Source organism: Vreelandella populi (genome assembly GCF_003989825.1).
Lineage (GTDB): Bacteria > Pseudomonadota > Gammaproteobacteria > Pseudomonadales > Halomonadaceae > Vreelandella > Vreelandella populi.
The window spans coordinates 257,640-275,033 of sequence record NZ_RZHE01000015.1; the positions used below are offsets into that span (position 1 = coordinate 257,640).

The window sequence follows — 17,394 nt, forward strand, 5'->3', positions numbered from 1 at the left end:
CCTGTTTGGTTAGATGGATCAATAGCCAACGGTAAAACGTTGATTCACGTGGCGAGGCTTCTCCAGCTCATCCACTAGTGCTACGGCATAATCTTCAAAGGAGATGCTCGAGCCCCCGTCATGGGTCAGCAATTCATCCTGGCCGAGACGGAATACGCCGGTACGCTCGCCGGGTACGAACTCTGCCGAAGGCGACAGGAACGTCCACTCAAGGTCATTAACGCCGCGTAAAAAATCCAGAAACTCACCACCGGCACTCGCTTCAGGCTTGTAGGCCTCAGGGAAATCCGGCTGATCAATTACCTTCTCACCCGGAGCAACTTCAAGGCTGCCTGCCCCGCCAACCACCAGATAGCGGGCAACGCCACTATCGCGTACCGCACCCACCAGTTTTTTGACATCGCTGGCCGAGAAAGGCACGGCGCTGATGACCGCATCATGTCCCTTGAGCAATGCGCTCAGCGCCTGTTGGTCGTTGGCATCGCCTTGCTTTGGTTTAACACCCGGCAATGCGGCGATCTTGTCCGTATGGCGAGCAATGGCGGTTACCTGATGCCCTCGGCGTGATAATTCCGCGAGAATACGTGAGCCTGCATCACCCGATGCGCCAATAAGTGCAACCTGTGCCATGAGAAACCTCCTTGAGCTTCTATGCCATATACGGTCTAAAATGTAGACCTTCAGATAAACTTAAAGTAGTTTCTGTAGCCGCACAAGAAGTCACATTTACCTGACCCGGTTACATCCATATGCCCACTGCATACCCATCCATGGAGCCGCAATGACTGCCATTACCGCGAGCGACAAGATCGTTCTTGAACAGCCCTGCCCGATTCGTGATGTGCTTGACCGCATCGGCGACCAGTGGAGCTTGCTGATTCTGGAAGCCCTGGCCCCGGGCACGCTACGCTTTAACGCCCTGATGCGTGAGATTGGCGATATCTCAAAGCAAATGCTTTCCCGCACTCTCAAGCAGCTGGAGCAGGACGGCTTTATCACGCGCACGCTCTACCCGGAAGTCCCGCCACGGGTGGAATATACACTCACCCCGCTGGGGCTCTCCTTTCTTGAGCCGATGCAACAGCTGGTGGCGTGGGCCGATACACATCACCGCACCATTGTGGCTGCTCGTATTCGCTATGAGGCCGCTCAGACGAAGACCTGATGCCTGCACGCGAGAATTAACAACACTAGGCGGTAAAAAGCCCTGGATGAGTCTGAATAATGGGTATCAAGTATGTTCATGGTGGGCTCTTGATAGGCATAAAATGCCTTTATGGTGCCCAGCGCCACAATAGGTACTGATCGCTGAGGCTAAAACGACAACACCCCGCCGGCGTAGACCGGCGGAGCGTGGCATGACGGTATCGAGGCCTAGTGGTTATTGACCGGCGTTGAACTCAGCGATGCCGTAGCTGCGTTCCATTTCACGCTGGTCGCTGTCGAAGCCGCTGACCTCGACCGTACCGTCCTCATCAAGATCGATATCTTCGAAGCGGTCGAAGCCGTCGCCGCTGGCCCGGTCGAGCAGACTGTTGAGCTGTTGCTGATCAAGCCCCCAGGGCGCGGCCTAAGTGTCGTTGCTCGACTCGCGGATGACTTCTCCGCTCTCGCCGTTCAACGTCAATTCATACGCTTGACCCTCGCCGTTCCAGCCTTCAACCTCGAATTCTAATGTGCCGCGCTCTTCGTCTATCTGCAGTTCGCGAAACGACGTGACGCCTGCACTGGCAGCTTGACCGATCATATCGGAGAAGGCCGCTTGGTCGAGCGCCTCTTGATAGTCGTTACGGTCGGCCATAGCGCCTTGGCTGAGTCCTAGCGTGGCGGCGGCGAAGGCGAGTGCGATCGATGTCTTTTTCATGGCAATATCCCTTTTCGATGAAGTGACGCTTCGATGAATGAAATACCTCAAGGTGAGGCGATGTCATCCAGTGGCACTCACTCTACTCAAGCCCACCTTACCCAAGCATGATACGTTCATTCATACTTCGTTCATGTTCGTTCAACCATGCATTGATGCACAAGGATCGTGGCACGCTATGGCTCGCAATCGCACACTGCTCAACAGCGTCTTATTACTGCTGCCAAGGCTTACCGCCTTTGCCTGGCGGGTACTGAGCCACTTTCTGAAAAACCGCGGTATTCTGCTGGCTGGTGGCGTGGGCTACAACATTTTGCTCTCGGTCGTGCCGCTCTTTGCCTTGCTAGGGGTGATGTTGACGCGCGTGGTGGACGAGCAACACCTGCTAGAGGTGCTGGCAGTGCAGGCGCGCCATCTCGCCCCAGCCCACGCCGAGGTCGTGATGGACGCCGTCCGAGGGCTGCTGGATTCCCGCGACGTGATCGGCATTCTCAGCGTGCCCATCTTGCTGCTATTGAGCTCCTTCGCCTTTCGCATGCTTGAAGACGCCATGGCGCTGATCTTTCATACCTCTGAGACACCCCAGCGCCACCTTTGGATATCGATGCTGTTGCCCTACGCCTTCATGCTGGTGCTGGGCGCCGGGCTAATGGCATTGACCTTGGTCGTCACGCTGGCAAGTTCGCTCAATGCGCTGGCGCTGGCCCTCTTCGCCCAGGAGCTACCGCTGGCAGGGCTCTCCGGATCGGTGCTCAACCTGATCAGTTTCCTCGGTGTATTCCTGCTCTTCAGCGCCATTTACAAGGTGCTTCCGGTCGTCAGGATCGCCCTGCGCCGGGCAGTCGTCGGCGGCTTCGTGGCGGCTCTACTGTGGGAAGGCGTACGGCTGCTGCTGATCTACTACTTTACCCACCTCTCTTTCGTCAACGCTATCTACGGCTCTCTGGCAGCCTTGGTGATCGTGCTGCTCAGCCTGGAAATAGGCGCCATCATTTTATTGCTGGGCGCTCAGGTCATCGCTGAGCTGGAGCGTAACTCGCGCCTTGGGCTCCCCTGGCATGTCGACCCCGACCGCAAGCCGATCAGCCGGATTGATTAAAGGGGCATCATCGAAGCCCATCTGCCAACTAAGCAGGCTACGCCACACTAAATAGTGCCTCTCTTGCGCTACAGATTACGCTTTAGAATGGAAAAGTCGCATCTTTCGCGCGACTGCTCATATTCTGGACGCCCGATAGGTATTGAATCTTCGGCTTTGGAAGCATGCACTCCATTCAATTGAGCGGCGGACGCTGTTTTCACTGCCGCAGTACTTGGCGCTATCAATGCGGCACAGCGATACCGGTGATTGATGCAGGCGGAGATAGCGCCAAGCTCAATTTCATGGCGCGCACTTCTTCTGCCGGAGGTTGACCAAATAGCCGCTTGAATTCCCTACTGAACTGGGAAGGGCTCTCGTAACCCACCCGGCTCGCCGCGGCCGCCGCGGTCAGCCCATCACGAATCATCATTAGCCGCGCATGGTGCAAGCGCGTCGACTTGATGTACTGGATAGGCGAGGTTTGCGTGACGGATTTGAAGTGCGCATGAAACGATGGAGCGCTCATGCCCACCTCATGGGCAAGCGTGCTGACTTCCAGCGGGGCAGCGAAATGCACATGGATGCGGCGCAGCGCCTTGGCTATCTTACCGAACTGCCCATAGTGGGATAACGCCGAGCGAACGCTTCCGCCCTGCTCGCCGGTCAGTACCCGATAGCAGATCTCTCTCACGATGGACGGTGCCAAAATGCGCGCATCCGCAGGCGTTGCCAGCGCATCCAGCAAGCGTAGCGTTGCACCGGCAAGTGACTGATCAAGCGGTGTGGAAAGCATGCCCCTGGGTGGGATTGGCTGATAATCATCCGTTTCATCCAGCTGGGTGACAAGCTCTGCAATGACCGCGGCATCAAGGCGGATCGCAATCCCCAGCATCGGCACGTCAGGGCTCGCCTCTGTCTCTGAAATAAACGGCAGAGGAACCGCCAGTACCAGATAGTGATGCGCATCATAAAGATACACTTCACCGCCCAGATAGCCCCGCTTACGCCCCTGGCAAATGATGACGATGCTCGGCTCATACAGAACCGGGGTATTTTTGAGCGTCCGATTCGAACGCATCAGGCGCACATCATCCACTAGCGACTGGGTATACCCCTCGTGCGGGGCGAGTTGATATAACCGCTCGATTATCCGACGCTGCACTACCGCATCGCTACTCGCTACCATGGGCAACCTCGCTCAATGCTTTTCAATATTCGCCATCGCTTTCCGCCGCTGACACTGCCAGTGCCTGAACCAATCTAAGAGCAATATTATAGGTTGCCGGGTCAGTTTCCTGCTTCCAGAGCGCTAATTAATAGTTTTAGGCAAGCATGCAAGAGGATCTTTCATATTGCCGTTCGTGGGCATCCCCTACGCTTTCCCTGTACTTTCCCACAACAGGAAAAACATATGACCAGCCTATCGAACGCCCCATCTAAAGTTGTTTTATTGACCGGCGCCAGCAGCGGTATTGGTGAAGCCACGGCCCGCGAACTGGCTAAGCAAGGCCATCGCTTGATTATTGGCGCGCGGCGTACCGACCGCCTGGAAGCATTGACACGCGACCTACGTGCCAACGGCGGCACGGTTGATTACCAGGCCCTGGATGTCACTAGCCTTGAAGATATGCAGGCGTTTGCCGAGTTTGCGATCACAACCCATGGCCGCATCGATGTCATCATCAATAATGCGGGCATCATGCCGCTTTCCCCGCTGGCAGCGCTCAAGGTAGATGAGTGGAACCGCATGATCGATGTGAACATTCGCGGCGTACTGAACGGGATCGCCGCCGTTCTTCCCACCATGCAGGCGCAACAGGCGGGGCAAGTCATCAACATCTCCTCCATCGGCGGGCTGAGTGTGGTGCCCACCGCCGCGGTTTACTGCGCAACCAAATACGCCGTGCGCGCCATTTCCGATGGCCTACGTCAGGAAACCAACTGCCTGCGCGTCACCTGCGTTTACCCCGGCGTTGTGGAATCTGAGCTAGCCAATACCATCACCGACAAGGAAGCCGCCGAGGCCATGGCAGCTTATCGCCAGATTGCGCTTAAACCCGAGGCCATTGCCGCCGCCATCGCTCACGCCATCAACCAGCCTGACGATGTCGACACCAGCGATATTGTGGTGCGACCTACTAAGAGTCAGTAGCCTATCTGCAATAAAAAAGCGTGCCTGAGTTCTTCAGCTATGCCCCTCTGGTAAGCGTGGAAGCGCTTGCCAAAGGGGCATGAATACGAGGTAAGGGAACTTCAGCCAAAAATGTGACAATGACCATCAATAATGGTTATAGGAAAGACTCACTGATGGTATGGGATTAACATCAAGTTGGTGTATGAGCATCTAACTGCCACACCTACTTAAGCTGATTGATCATATACGGCCATTTCGGTGCAGTAAATTTACACACAGCGTTCTGATTACCGAACAGCCCCACTTCACCGGGCGCCTACGCAAGCTCGACTGTATAGAGCCAGCGAACCAGCATTAGATATTCGGTATTATCTCCTTGGGTTCTTTTATTCAATCAGATAAGCTAGCAGAAGTTTTGTGCTGATCAGTTAACCTCTCGAATTCTTAAGTGTACCTCAGGCCATTATAGCTAGACACTCATCATCGTAGCCTACGAGTAGCGTGGTTTTGAGCTGTTTTAATGTTGCTAAAGCGACACTTAGCCAGCCAGTTATAACACATCCCTCTATTGCCGCATTTAATATAGGCATTCTGTTGAAACTTTGCGTTCAAGATAAATATCAGCAGATACTTTTAAAAGACCACCTTACATATACCACTTCCACGACATAGCCCTGAAAAGGAAAACGGCCTCTGGTTTGTTTGAGTATCGACAGGATTAAGCTGGACGCTTGCGTAAAATAAAAGCATAAAAATGCAAAAACCCCGCACTGGGCGGGGTTTTTAAGCTTACCGTTCTAGACGGTAGCCAACATTAAGGTATAGAGCTTAATCTATAACCTTGATATTGGAAGCCTGAAGGCCTTTTTGGCCCTGAGTGACGTCAAAAGAAACCTTCTGACCGTCTTGCAGGGATTTAAAGCCTTCCGCTTGAATTTCAGAGAAGTGTGCGAACAAGTCGTCGCCGCTAACTTCAGGAGAAATAAAGCCGAAGCCTTTAGTGTCGTTAAACCACTTTACAGTACCAGTTGCCATGATCGAAATCCTCGATTTAGCGAATTTATGCCGGGGAAATACCCGAATTACAGAGGGCAGGACAAGAAACTTTCACCAGGCTCAACGCTAAAGATGCTTCGATACTGCTGACAACGTTCGACTTGCTAACCAACTGCAAGTAGTCTGCGCTTATATATTGCTTACGTCAACAGCTTGTATGAATTATGTTTGGATAAGGTCAATAAAGGCATCGGCATCGATAAGAATGCCCTTATTTCAAGCAGCAGATTAAGCCATACTCTTTTAAAAAGATTACGCCTTTTATAACAGCACCTTATAATGAAATTAAATGACATATTAGCCAACCATCTATTAAAGCAATAAATAAAATATTTAATTCCAAACGATCAAAGCAAGTAACAGCAAGACGTTTCCCGCCCTGCTGATCGACCCTGCTGTAGAAATAAAGCTAAAAATGCAAATAACAGAGCGTTAATTCCATTTGAGCTACCAAGATAATAAGGGCCTGCGGTTTCTCGCAGGCCCTTATTTGTAAATTTTGGCGCGCCCGGCAGGAATTGACCCTACAACCTTTGTTTGGCTCAGAAGGCTACGTTGGCCTGCTTAAAAAAGCAGATGAAATAGCCGTAATGGATTAGCTAACGCGGATGTGCTGGTCAATGCTGCATGCGTGTTCATACTTGTTATGCAGGATGTATGTTGATTGGTATCATGCTGCTGGGGACATAAAAGATAATGTTTTATAATTCAATAGATTAAGAGGAGGTTGGCGTGCAGTATAATATTATCGAACGCGCATTCTCGGTCATGCAATATCAGAACGTGCGGTTAAATACCTGTCGGGCACTATAAAAATGCGCCTCTGGTCGTTACATCCTCAGTATCTTGATCGCCTTGGCTTAGTCGCCCTGTGGCGGGAGGCTCTATTGGCACAGGCTGTTCTGCACGGAAAAACACGTGGCTACCGCAACCATCCACAATTGGATCGATTCAAAGACCATACAGCACCTCTTGCAGCCATTTCGCTGTATTTGATAGGTATTCATTCGGAGGCTATGGCGCGTGGCTATTCCTTTGACAAAAGTAAAATTGAACCAGCCCAGCAACCAGTTGCACTTACCGTCACCACCGGTCAAATGAAATACGAATGGGAACATCTTCTAGCGAAGCTCAAGGTACGTAACCCTTTAACATACCAGAAGTGGCAAGCTATCGAACTGCCAGAGGTACACCCGATTTTCAACGTGTGTCCCGGCGAAGTTGAGTCATGGGAACGTCAGTAAAAAGGGCGTTCAGTAATCGTGTCACTTCAGGCTGTCCGAATTTGCGCCGCTACGCTCTACAGCTTTAACTGATTACGTTAAACATTATATCAGCGTTCACTGGGATCGGTTGTTCAGTCAAACCTTGGGCGCGAGGCAGTCCTCGTTCCAGAACACGAGACAAACGGCAAGAAGAAACATGAAAAGGTCTCAATAACAGATTATCGTGACTAAGCCGTAATCTTACCGTCAGTTCGACAGCGCTGGGCAATAGAGAATTGTCTCGTGATCTCCTCAGGTTCGATGTCATACCTCGGTGCCGTTGCCCCCGGTACGAGGGCTTTCTAAATTAAGCTGCTTTTTCGGCAGTGCTGTCTAACATTAGCTGCGCATATTCACCGCCTAATGTGGCTTCAGAAAGTGCTTCTTCAATTAATGCGCTGGTCACGGGATTCATTCTGTCGCCTTCATATCGACGAATATTTTCAAGTAACGCCAAAATTCGCTCAAAATGTCCCTGTTGCTGTTCAAAGTGGTTAATCATTACTATCCCCTCCTTTACTTAATTTTTAATTTTTTCGTCATGGCTTCACGAATCATTTCGTTTATACATAGTGCTTATTATTAGAGCGGCTTCGGGTTTGCTTGCCTGATTCATACCCGTCAAATTCTATGCCAGCCGCTCTGAGGCCACCCTTTACGTTACCATAATGTAACAGAATGAAACTAAAAGTATATGTAAAGTAATTTAAAAAGGCTAATAAAAACTCAAGCTAATCTCATCAGTTAAACGCGAGTTACCTCGCACTTGAATTACGGGGTATCTCGCTCATAGCTAATGAAGTTTGCTCGTAATTGCCCTTAAATTGACACACTTGATCTAACCGTGTATTACGCCGCTTTTTTTTGTGATGGCCTCAAAATCCACGTGCCTGGGCAATAGAGCTTTCAGTGTCTCCAGCATATCCGCCGGGGCAATGTGCTCCAGTATGTGATGGATATACGCGTCAGACTCCAAGCCATTGGCCTTGGCTGTTTCGATCAATGAGTAGCAGGTCGCGCTTGTGTGAGCACTGCGGGTGGTATGAGCGAACAGCCAGGCCCACAACAGCGCCCAGGCCAGCGCGGCGATTACAGCCCATTGGAAGAGGTAGCCAGCATGTCCGATAAGTCCCCTTCACTGCCACGAAGAGCTTTACTCCTTATATCCCCCGCTTAAAAAGGCAAAGGTGTTATTTACCTTTTTGAACAACCCAGTAGGTGTCGAATAATACGAAGCTTTTTCCTAAGTAACTCAGCTGGTCATGCTCACCGTTGAGATGCACAGCACCTTGCTCAAACAGTTCTCGTGCTTGGCGTTTGGAACCTACAAACTTCCCTCTTACCAATACGGTGTCGATTTCATCCTCGGGAGAGACCTCTACGCAGGGCAACCCATCCCAAGCCAGTTGCTCTAGCTCATCAAGCGTGAGTGTAGTAACTTCACCGCTAAATAGCGCTTATGAGATGCGCTGTGCCGCTTCCAAGCCCTCTCCCATGCACAAAATGGATCACCGACTCAGCAAGAATTCGCTGCGCGTGGGCTTACCCGGGGGAAGCGCATCGCTTGCTTCAATTTCCGCAAATTCCTCGCAGCTAATAAAGGGTTACTGCACGAAGGGGGCAGAAGATCCTAGCAATTGACTCATCGGGAGTTCGAAGAACACGACTAGGTTAGTGCGTCACGATTACCTATGGACCATGTCGATAAGGAACGTTTGCATGACCAGCCTGCCAGAATATGTTCTGCGAGACGAAGCGCAATGGGAAAGCCTCTTTTTTGATGTGGGAGGTATGACTTACCACACCAGACGCAGTCTTACTGCCTCAGCGCCGGGGATAAATCCGATCGTGCTGGTACATGGCTTGGGAATGTCCGGCGACTATTTAATGCCCACTGCAAAGCGACTCGCCGCAAAGGGTGCCGCCGTTTACGTGCCCGATCTACCCGGCCATGGCAAAAGTGATACGCCCGAATCGCCCTTGAACATGCTCGGCTTGGCTAATGCCCTGATCGATTGGCTGGATGCCATGGACATTGCACAAGCCGACCTGGTGGGGCATTCAATGGGCTGTCAGATAGCAGCTGATGTGTCTGTTCGTTTCCCCACTCGGGTAAGACGCTTGGCCCTGATAGGGCCGACAGTCGACCCTTCTCATCGCAACATCCGCGCTCAGCTGCTTCGGGCGCTTTACGCCTGTACCTTCGAGCACCCCGGGTTCCTCCTGCATGTCATAGCTGATTATTGGCGCATGGGAACGCGGCTCTGGCCCGAAGCGATCGCCATGCTCAATTATCCTATCGAAGAGAAGCTTTCTTGCATTGAGCAGCCTGTGTTACTGGTTCGTGGCCAGCGGGATAAGATCGCGCCACAACGCTGGCTCGACCAAGCGAGCCAAATGACTGGCGCGGAGCGGGTAGTGACCATCCCTAACTGGGGTCATAATGTCATCTACAGTGCGCCTGATGCGGTAGTGGCTGAGCTATGGTCATTCTTGGGTTAGAGGCTACCTCTTTCGGCCTCCGCTTAGCGATCAAGGCGGTGAAGCACCCACTCCGGCATCCAGGTGTTGATTCTGGAAAAAACAGGACTGCTATCGACCACTGCTTTCCCTAGTCGCGCTGGAACAACAATGATCTATGGAATTTGCTACCAGCGACAGAAAAAGCTAATCAATCCAAATCGGGTCGATTGCCTGCAGCTCAAGTAATGCAAAAGGCTAAACAGAACATTTTGCACTGGTGGCAATATCTCGATGCCAGTACGGCCTGTCAGCAGTTTCGTGATGAAGCTGCCATAGCACTACCTCTTGCCACGCCAACGTCTTCTCTGGATGGAATTTTTATCAGCGCATTACTACAACGCAAACGATTGAAGGCGAACCAGCAACCTACGGAATGGATAGGAGTGCGCTGACAAGCCTGCGCCCCACCTTGTGTCAGGTAACAGCTAAAGGTCATTAGATTGGTAACGGTATTAGCTCAAATGTTGATGGGTTTGGCACACTGAGGACACAGATTTGACACACGCAAAAAATAAGGGCCTACGCGTTAACGTAAGCCCTTGAAATTCTGGCGCGCCCGGTAGGAATTGAACCTACGACCTTCGGCTTCGGAGGCCGACACTCTATCCAACTGAGCTACGGGCGCATTGGGTGCGTATCGTACCTGTGTGGGCGCGCCGTGTCCAGCCGCGCGGCGGTTTACTGCGTATCCCGATTGACCGTTTTCCCCCGTGTGGGGCATGCTTTGCAGGCACTTTCTTTTTTTACGCATCGGGAACACATAAAAATGAAAACATTTACGCTGAATACGCTGGCACTCGGTATCTCTCTGGCGCTGGCAGGCGCTGCCAACGCGGCTGATTTTGACGATATGGACCCGGTTACCCTGCGCCTGGCGCACGTGGTGAATGAGCAGGACGGCTTTCATTTGGCGGCCACCAAGTTCGAGGAGCTGGTGGAAGCGCGCACCGATGGCAAGGTCAGCATTGAGATTTACCCCAACGCCAGCCTTGGCGATGAGCGCACGCTGTTGGAAGGCATGCAGATCGGCACCGTGGATATGGGCGTGATCACCAACGGTCCGGTGGCCAACTTTGTGGAAGAGATGGCGGTGTTCGAACTGCCCTTCCTGTTCCCCTCGCCGGAAGCTGCCTACGGCGTGCTGGATGGCGAAATTGGCCAGGAGCTTCTGGACAAGCTTTCCGAGGTTAACCTGAAAGGCTTGGCTTACGCCGAGCGCGGTTTTCGCAACCTGACCAACAGCGAGCGCGCCGTTAACACGCCAGACGATATGGATGGCCTGCGCATCCGCGTCATGGAAAACCCGGTGTACACCGATACGTTCCGCGCGCTGGGTGCCAACGCCATTCCCATGGCCTGGAACGAAGCGCTGACCGCGATGCAGCAGGGTACTATCGATGGCCAGGAAAACCCGGTGAACGTGGTGCACTCGTTTAAACTGGACGAAACCCAGACCTACATGACGCTCTCGCGCCATACCTACGCGCCAGCCATTTTCGTGATGGGCATGCCCGCCTGGAACAAGCTGCCGGAAAACGCCCAGGCCGTGATCGAAGAAGCCGCTCAGGAAGCCGCCGAGTACGAGCGCCAGATGAACGCCGAAATGGAAGCCGAGCAGTTGGCCTCACTCAAAGAAGCCGGTATGGAGATCAACGAAACGCCGGATATTGAAGCCTTCCAGGAAGCGGTCGCCCCCATCTATGACCAGTACGGTCAGCAGTTTGGCGATTACCTGCCGCGCATTCGTGAAGCACTGGCGGAATGACCGAAGCTTTACCGCTTTGCGTAACAAGAAAGGCCACCCTGCGGTGGCCTTTTACTTTGTTGAGCTGTTGAGTAGCGCTTAGCCCAGAACCTTGCCGGGGTTTAATAGCCCCTTGGGGTCCAGCGCCTGCTTCATGCGCTTCATCAAGTCGATCTCTTCGGGCGAGCGGGAGATATTCAGATACTCTTTCTTCTCCAGCCCCACGCCATGTTCGGCGGAAATCGAGCCGTTGTATTTCACCAGTGAACCGTACACCAGCGCTTCCACCCGGCGGCGGCTTTCTAGGCTGTCGTCGCGCACCGTAATCATGATGTGCAGGTTGCCGTCGCCCAGGTGGCCGAACACCACGATCTGACCGCTTTCCGGGAACTGCTCGTTAAGCCCCTTCTCCAGGTTATTGACGTACTCATCCATATGCGGAATGGGCAGGCTAATATCGTAGGAGAACATCGGCTTTAGCGATCTGACCAGCCACTCGATGTCTTCGCGCACCGCCCAGATGCCTTCGCGCTGTGTGCTGGAGTTGGCCAGCACTGCATCGGTGATCAGCTCTTTTTCCATGGCGGCTTCCAGCACCTTGGCGAAGGCTTCGGCATCCTGCTCTTCATCCAGGCCCAGGGTTTCGATAATCGCGTAGAAGGGCGAGTCGGTGGACAGCAAAGACGCGTGCTTGCTGCCTTCCATGGTCATCAGCCTGTAGTGGTTGTTCCACAACGCTTCAAAGGCGCTCAGGCTATTGGCAAGCTCCTTGGAAACCAGGTTCAGCAGTGCGGTCAGAGCATCAAAGGAAGGCACCGCCACCAACGCCGTCTGTTCACTGGGCATATAGGGCTGCAGGCGCAGCACGGCGCGGGTGACCACGCCCAGCGTACCTTCGCTGCCGATAAACAGCTGCTTCACGTCGTAACCGGCGTTGTTTTTCAGCATCTTGTTGAGCGAGCTGACCACAGTACCATCGCTCAGCACGGCTTCCAGGCCCAGCACCTGCTGGCGCATCATGCCGTAGCGAATGACCCGAATGCCGCCTGCGTTGGTGGCAATGTTGCCGCCAATGGTGCAAGAACCCCGAGCCCCCAGGTCGAGCGGGAACTGCATATCGATCTCTTGTGCCGCCTCCTGAACGCGCTGAAGCGTGACGCCTGCCTGCACCTGCATGGTGGAACCCACCACGTCGATCTCTTCGATCTGGTTCATCAGCTCAAGCGACACCACCAGCTCATCGGGGCTTGCAATGCCGCCATGCACCACGCCGGTCAGGCCGCCGTGGGTCACCACCGGCTGGTCGGCCTGATAGCAAAGCGCCATAACCTTGCTGAGCTGCTCGGTAGTTTGTGGGCGTACGATGGCCTTGGCCTGACACGGTGCGCCGGTAAACCAGTCAACGCTGCGCTGAGCAACGTCTTCGCCCAGCAGTACGCCGCTTTCGCCCACTACCGCTATCAGATCGCTAATCAAAGAGTTCATAAGGTTCCTGTATTCATTAATGCGGCGGTTGCAAGCAGGTTGGCGGCCGCTCTCACTACTTGCCTGCTTATTCTTTAGCAAGTATCGCCAACCCATTGTTAACCTATGCTCGATTCAAACCTACGTTTTATAAAGTATTTTTATTTTTAAGCTAAATAGTTGGGTAACATTAAGGCATTTGTGCGCCAAGGCCGATGTGGTATAGATGAAGCCTGATCGTCCACCTTCACCACCATAATAACAACCGAACCCACCCAGGAGATATTGTGAATAACCTCGCCAGCCTTTTTACCCCTGTATTATTGAAGCGTCTTACCGGCTTTGCTGCCTGCCTGGGCCTGCTTAGTGCCTCACTCGTAAGCCAAGCCGCTGAGATTACGCCCACCACGCTGCGCCTTGCCCACGTGGTCAATACCGAAGATACCTATCATATCGCCGCGGCACGCTTTCAAGAACTGGTGAGCGAGAAAACCAATGGTGCGGTCACGGTGGATATCTACCCCAACGCCAGCCTGGGCGACGAGCGCACGCTTTTAGAAGGCATGCAGATCGGTACCGTGGATATGGGCGTGATTACCAACGGCCCGGTGGCCAACTTTGTCGATGAGTTCTCGGTGTTTGAGCTGCCGTTCCTGTTTCCTTCCCATGAGGCGGCGTATTCCGTACTCGACGGCGAGGTTGGCCAGGAGATTCTCGATAAGCTCGAAGGCGTCAACCTCAAGGGGCTGGCCTATGCCGAGCGCGGCTTTCGTAATATCACCAACAGCCGCAACGCCATCAACACGCCTGCCGACCTGGATGGCTTGAGGCTGCGCGTCATTGAAAACGAAGTCTATGTGGATACCTTCCGCACGCTGGGCGCCAATGCGGTTCCCATGGCCTGGACAGAAGCCTTAACCGCCCTTCAGCAGGGCACCATTGATGGTCAGGAAAACCCGGTGAACGCGATCCATGCGTTTAACCTAGCAGAAACCCAGGATTACCTGACCATGACGCGGCATATTTATGCCCCGGCCATCTTCATCATGAGCCTGCCCAAGTGGAGCGGCCTGCAGGAAGAGGCTCAGGTAGCCGTGCTGGAAGCCGCCCAGGAAGCCTCGACCTACGCCCGTGAGCAGAACGCGGTGATGGAAGCCGAGCAGCTTGCCGAGCTTGGCGAAGCCGGCATGGAGATCAACGAATCTCCAGACATTGAAGCCTTCCAGGCAGCCGTTACCCCCGTGTATGAGAAGTACGGCCAGCAGTTTGGCGATTATCTACCGCGTATCCAGGAGGCGTTGCAGTAAGTGGCCACTTTGTCTCAAACGTTGTTAACACCGCTGCGGTGGGTGGAGCGCGGGCTGGATGCCATCATCCAGCCTGTCGTGTTTATCGGCATGGCGGCCCTGATCGGGGTGATCACGCTGCAGATCGTCTCGCGCGTGCTGTTCACGGCAGTGGGCTGGACCGAAGAGGTGGCTCGCTTTCTGCTGATCTGGATTACCTTTCTGGCCGGTACACTCGCCTTTCAGCGCGGCCACCATATTGCCGTCACCTTTGCCGTGGATGCGCTCCCCGCCCGGTTACGCCAGCTAGCACAGATGCTGGCGGTGTTGGCGGTGATCGCCTTCATGATCACGCTGGTGGTGATTGGTCATCGCTACATGCAGGTGCAGAGTTTCCAGAAATCTGCCTCGCTGCGCCTTCCCATGTCGTATGTGTATGCCGTGATGCCGATCAGTGCGGCCATTATGGCCTGGTATGCTGTGGTCGATTTTCTTGAACTGGTATTTGAAGGCAAACCTGAACAGCCGATGGGAGAACAGACGCCATGACCATGCTGCTATTTGGCCTGTTCTTCCTGTTCATGCTGCTGGGCGTGCCGATTGCCTTCGCGATTGGCGCAAGCACGTTGTATGCCCTGTACCAATCGGGCGTGCCGCTGATGGTGGTTACCCAGCAGATGTTTCAGGGTATCAACTCCTTCGCGCTGGTCGCCATTCCCATGTTTATTCTTGCCGGCGACTTGATGGCCCAGGGCAAGGTGAGTGAGCGGTTGGTGAGCTTTGCTGATTCGCTGGTAGGTTTCATGCGCGGGGGGCTTTCGATCGTGTCGGTCATGGCAGGTATGTTCTTTGCTGCCATTTCAGGCTCGGGGGCGGCCACCACGGCAGCGGTAGGTTCAAGCCTGGTGCCCGAGCTCAAGCGCAAGGGCTATGACCCCGCTTCGGCAGCCAGCCTGATCGCGGCAAGCGGCACGATCGGGGTGGTGATTCCGCCCTCGGTGCCCATGATCATCTACGCGGTAATCGCCCAGCAGTCGGTTTCCAAGCTGTTCTTGAGCGGATTTTTGCCTGGCTTGGCCATGGGGCTAGGGTTGATGGCTATTGCCATTGTTCAGGCGTATAAACGCCAATATCCCAAGGGTACGCCGCTGTCACTCGCCACCATCTGGCGCACGCTGAAGAATGCCAGCTGGGGTCTGATGACGCCGGTGATCATTCTGGGCGGTATCTTCACGGGTATTTTCACACCATCCGAGGCGGCAGTGGTCGCCGTCAACTATGCGCTACTCGTTTCGCTGTTCGTCTACCGTGATTTGACCCTGCCCCAGGTGTACCGGCTGTTGATTCGCTCGGCCATGACCACCGCAGTCATCATGCTGGTAATTGCCATGTCGGCCGTGCTGAGCTGGACGCTCTCCAGCTGGCAGGTACCCGGCGCGATCGCTCAATCGGTGCTCTCGCTCTCCACCAATCCATTAATTATCATGCTGCTAGTAGTCGCCGTCATTCTGCTCACCGGGGTGTTTATCGAAACGGCCAGCGCCCTGATCATTCTCACGCCGGTACTGCTGCCTCTGGTGCTGCAGCTGGGAATCGACCCGATCCACTTCGGCCTGATTATCGTAGTGGGGCTCTCCATTGGCATGATCACGCCGCCGGTGGCGATTAACCTATATGTAGCATCGTCGGTGACCCAGCTGCCGCTCGAGCGTATTACACGGGCCATCGTGCCTTACCTGCTGGGGCTGATTGGCGTGCTACTTCTGGTAGTGTACGTGCCGATATTAATGGGCTGGTCGGGTAATTAACGACGTATAAAGCACTTTGCACAGATTAACGCTATGGGGCGTGCCGTTTGACACGCCCCATAGCGTTTTAAGCCCCTTACTTCTATAGAAGGTTTGCCACTTCAATAAGGTTGCCACACTGGCTTGGGCTATAACCCGGCAAGCGTTCGACCGCTTCTTGAAAGGGTTCACCTTGCAATATCTCAAGAAAGGCGCGAAACCGAGGCTCTTTTAGAGAGCGATGGTGGCAAGCCAGTAGGTAGTCTTCAACCGCCAGCGGAATAAAATCGAGCCCGAACTTCTGCGCGGCGGCCTCTACGCCAAAGCCGGTATCCGCCATACCAGCGGCCACATAGGCTGCCACGGCGGAGTGGGTAAACTCCTCGATTTCAAATCCGCGAATCTTCTTGCTTGAAACCTCCGCCTCTTTTAGTAGGCAATCCAGCAGCGAGCGCGTGCCCGAGGAGGCTTGACGGTTAACGAAGCGCACGGATTTATCGACAAGCGATTCAACGCCCGTGATGCCTAGCGGGTTGCCCGGCGCCACCATCAGCCCCTGGGTTCTGGCGATAAAACCGATCACTTTATGCTGTCGGGGTTTTAGCAGGCCTTGGTAGGCGATGCGAACGCGCTCACCGACCTTGCCGCGCGGCAGGTGAAAGCCCGCCACATCACAATTGCCCCGGTTGAGCGCTGCCAGCGACTCCTGCGGGCTACAGTACTGTAAATCCAGCGGTATTTCGTGCAGGTGTTTGGGAAGCAGTTCCACGGCAAAGCCATGGCTTGCGTGCAGGCGTAGAACCGATAGCGCCCCTTGCTGTTGTTGCTGAATGGCGAGATTGAGCTCGGAACCCAGGCTTTCCAGCTGTGGACCCAGGCGGGCGATGGCACGCTGCTCGGCCCACAAGAGTTTTTCACCCAGCAGCGAAAGTTGCGCCCCTCTCCCACGCTGCAACTCGACCAGCGGCACACCAAAAAACTCCCCGCCCTGACGCAAAAGATTCCAGGCATGGCGATAGGAAATACCAACGTCACTTGCGGCGAGGGTGAGTTTTCCCCGCCGATAGACCGCTTCGAGCAGGCGAAGTAGATGTAAATCAAGCTGATTGCCCGCCTCATCGCGAAAGCACCAGGAGGGGATGACGCTAATTTTTTGCATGGTTTTTTTCATAGGCAGTATCTTTCATATT

19 protein-coding genes and 1 tRNA gene are annotated in these 17,394 nt (G+C 53.9%); 10 read left to right on the forward strand and 10 right to left on the reverse strand.

All coding sequences use genetic code 11. The features are described from left to right. Nucleotides 1-18: 18 nt before the first annotated feature. On the reverse strand, nt 19-630 hold the full coding sequence (locus ELY25_RS15800; RefSeq protein WP_126952224.1) for an NAD(P)-dependent oxidoreductase: 612 nt from the start codon (nt 628-630) through the stop codon (nt 19-21). Nucleotides 631-781: 151 nt separating this feature from the next. On the opposite strand from ELY25_RS15800, the gene ELY25_RS15805 reads away from it, so the two are divergent. Further along, a complete protein-coding gene (locus tag ELY25_RS15805) occupies nt 782-1,165 on the forward strand; it encodes a winged helix-turn-helix transcriptional regulator (RefSeq protein WP_126952225.1) in 384 nt (127 codons plus the stop codon). 405 nt (nt 1,166-1,570) lie between these two features. Here ELY25_RS15805 and ELY25_RS18060 read toward each other — a convergent pair whose 3' ends face one another. Further along, complete coding sequence (locus ELY25_RS18060; RefSeq protein ID WP_236995755.1) at nt 1,571-1,864, reverse strand: PepSY domain-containing protein; 294 nt, start codon at nt 1,862-1,864, stop codon at nt 1,571-1,573. Nucleotides 1,865-2,042: 178 nt separating this feature from the next. Here ELY25_RS18060 and ELY25_RS15815 point away from each other — a divergent pair, with 178 nt between their 5' ends. Beyond that, on the forward strand, nt 2,043-2,963 hold the full coding sequence (locus ELY25_RS15815; protein WP_126952226.1) for a YihY/virulence factor BrkB family protein: 921 nt from the start codon (nt 2,043-2,045) through the stop codon (nt 2,961-2,963). A gap of 223 nt (nt 2,964-3,186) precedes the next feature. On the opposite strand, the gene ELY25_RS15820 is transcribed toward ELY25_RS15815, so the two are convergent. Next, on the reverse strand, nt 3,187-4,131 hold the full coding sequence (locus ELY25_RS15820) for an AraC family transcriptional regulator (protein ID WP_126952227.1): 945 nt from the start codon (nt 4,129-4,131) through the stop codon (nt 3,187-3,189). Nucleotides 4,132-4,356: 225 nt separating this feature from the next. Here ELY25_RS15820 and ELY25_RS15825 point away from each other — a divergent pair, with 225 nt between their 5' ends. Next, nucleotides 4,357-5,097 carry an SDR family oxidoreductase gene (locus ELY25_RS15825; RefSeq protein WP_126952228.1) on the forward strand — a complete coding sequence of 247 codons (741 nt, stop codon included), beginning with the start codon at nt 4,357-4,359 and terminating at the stop codon, nt 5,095-5,097. 810 nt (nt 5,098-5,907) lie between these two features. Here the strand turns inward: ELY25_RS15825 and ELY25_RS15830 are convergent. Further along, entirely contained in the window at nt 5,908-6,114 is a 207-nt protein-coding gene (locus ELY25_RS15830; protein WP_126952229.1) for a cold-shock protein, read from the reverse strand. Between the two features lie 836 nt (nt 6,115-6,950). Here ELY25_RS15830 and ELY25_RS15835 point away from each other — a divergent pair. Next, nucleotides 6,951-7,379: a pyrimidine dimer DNA glycosylase/endonuclease V gene (locus ELY25_RS15835; protein WP_126952230.1), complete on the forward strand. Its 429-nt coding sequence runs from the start codon at nt 6,951-6,953 to the stop codon at nt 7,377-7,379. Between the two features lie 328 nt (nt 7,380-7,707). On the opposite strand, the gene ELY25_RS15840 is transcribed toward ELY25_RS15835, so the two are convergent. The 3 genes from ELY25_RS15840 to ELY25_RS18200 all read right to left on the reverse strand — a co-directional run bounded on the left by ELY25_RS15840 (nt 7,708) and on the right by ELY25_RS18200 (nt 8,806). Further along, nucleotides 7,708-7,902, reverse strand: a complete 195-nt coding sequence (locus ELY25_RS15840; protein WP_126952231.1) for a hypothetical protein — start codon at nt 7,900-7,902, stop codon at nt 7,708-7,710. 336 nt (nt 7,903-8,238) lie between these two features. Further along, nucleotides 8,239-8,466: a transposase domain-containing protein gene (locus tag ELY25_RS18120; RefSeq protein ID WP_221885426.1), complete on the reverse strand. Its 228-nt coding sequence runs from the start codon at nt 8,464-8,466 to the stop codon at nt 8,239-8,241. A 124-nt stretch (nt 8,467-8,590) separates the two neighbouring features. After that, the gene (locus ELY25_RS18200; protein ID WP_126952589.1) at nt 8,591-8,806 is read right to left on the reverse strand and encodes a S4 domain-containing protein; all 216 of its coding nucleotides are present in this window, start codon (nt 8,804-8,806) and stop codon (nt 8,591-8,593) included. 313 nt (nt 8,807-9,119) lie between these two features. Here ELY25_RS18200 and ELY25_RS15855 point away from each other — a divergent pair, with 313 nt between their 5' ends. Together ELY25_RS15855 and ELY25_RS17850 are read left to right on the forward strand one after the other, a co-directional pair. Beyond that, nucleotides 9,120-9,902 (forward strand): alpha/beta fold hydrolase, encoded by a 783-nt coding sequence (locus ELY25_RS15855; protein WP_185856132.1) that lies wholly within the window; start codon nt 9,120-9,122, stop codon nt 9,900-9,902. 206 nt (nt 9,903-10,108) lie between these two features. Beyond that, nucleotides 10,109-10,315 carry a hypothetical protein gene (locus tag ELY25_RS17850; protein WP_148113528.1) on the forward strand — a complete coding sequence of 69 codons (207 nt, stop codon included), beginning with the start codon at nt 10,109-10,111 and terminating at the stop codon, nt 10,313-10,315. 156 nt (nt 10,316-10,471) lie between these two features. On the opposite strand, the gene ELY25_RS15860 is transcribed toward ELY25_RS17850, so the two are convergent. Continuing rightward, a tRNA-Arg gene (locus tag ELY25_RS15860) sits at nt 10,472-10,548 on the reverse strand. A gap of 141 nt (nt 10,549-10,689) precedes the next feature. Here ELY25_RS15860 and ELY25_RS15865 point away from each other — a divergent pair. Further along, nucleotides 10,690-11,688: a TRAP transporter substrate-binding protein gene (locus ELY25_RS15865; protein WP_126952233.1), complete on the forward strand. Its 999-nt coding sequence runs from the start codon at nt 10,690-10,692 to the stop codon at nt 11,686-11,688. Nucleotides 11,689-11,766: 78 nt separating this feature from the next. Here ELY25_RS15865 and ELY25_RS15870 read toward each other — a convergent pair whose 3' ends face one another. Then, nucleotides 11,767-13,152, reverse strand: a complete 1,386-nt coding sequence (locus ELY25_RS15870; RefSeq protein ID WP_126952234.1) for an FAD-binding oxidoreductase — start codon at nt 13,150-13,152, stop codon at nt 11,767-11,769. A 302-nt stretch (nt 13,153-13,454) separates the two neighbouring features. Between ELY25_RS15870 and ELY25_RS15875 the strand changes: the two genes are divergently transcribed. From ELY25_RS15875 to ELY25_RS15885, 3 genes are read left to right on the forward strand one after another with little or no spacing between them, the layout of a single operon-like run. Further along, nucleotides 13,455-14,438, forward strand: coding sequence for a TRAP transporter substrate-binding protein (locus tag ELY25_RS15875; RefSeq protein WP_236995765.1), 984 nt, complete (start codon nt 13,455-13,457; stop codon nt 14,436-14,438). Beyond that, a complete protein-coding gene (locus ELY25_RS15880; RefSeq protein WP_126952236.1) occupies nt 14,439-14,966 on the forward strand; it encodes a TRAP transporter small permease in 528 nt (175 codons plus the stop codon). After that, the gene (locus ELY25_RS15885; RefSeq protein ID WP_126952237.1) at nt 14,963-16,225 is read left to right on the forward strand and encodes a TRAP transporter large permease; all 1,263 of its coding nucleotides are present in this window, start codon (nt 14,963-14,965) and stop codon (nt 16,223-16,225) included. Before ELY25_RS15880 ends, ELY25_RS15885 begins: the two co-directional genes overlap by 4 nt. Nucleotides 16,226-16,307: 82 nt before the next feature. On the opposite strand, the gene ELY25_RS15890 is transcribed toward ELY25_RS15885, so the two are convergent. After that, a complete protein-coding gene (locus ELY25_RS15890) occupies nt 16,308-17,363 on the reverse strand; it encodes a substrate-binding domain-containing protein (RefSeq protein ID WP_126952238.1) in 1,056 nt (351 codons plus the stop codon). Nucleotides 17,364-17,394 lie beyond the last annotated feature (31 nt).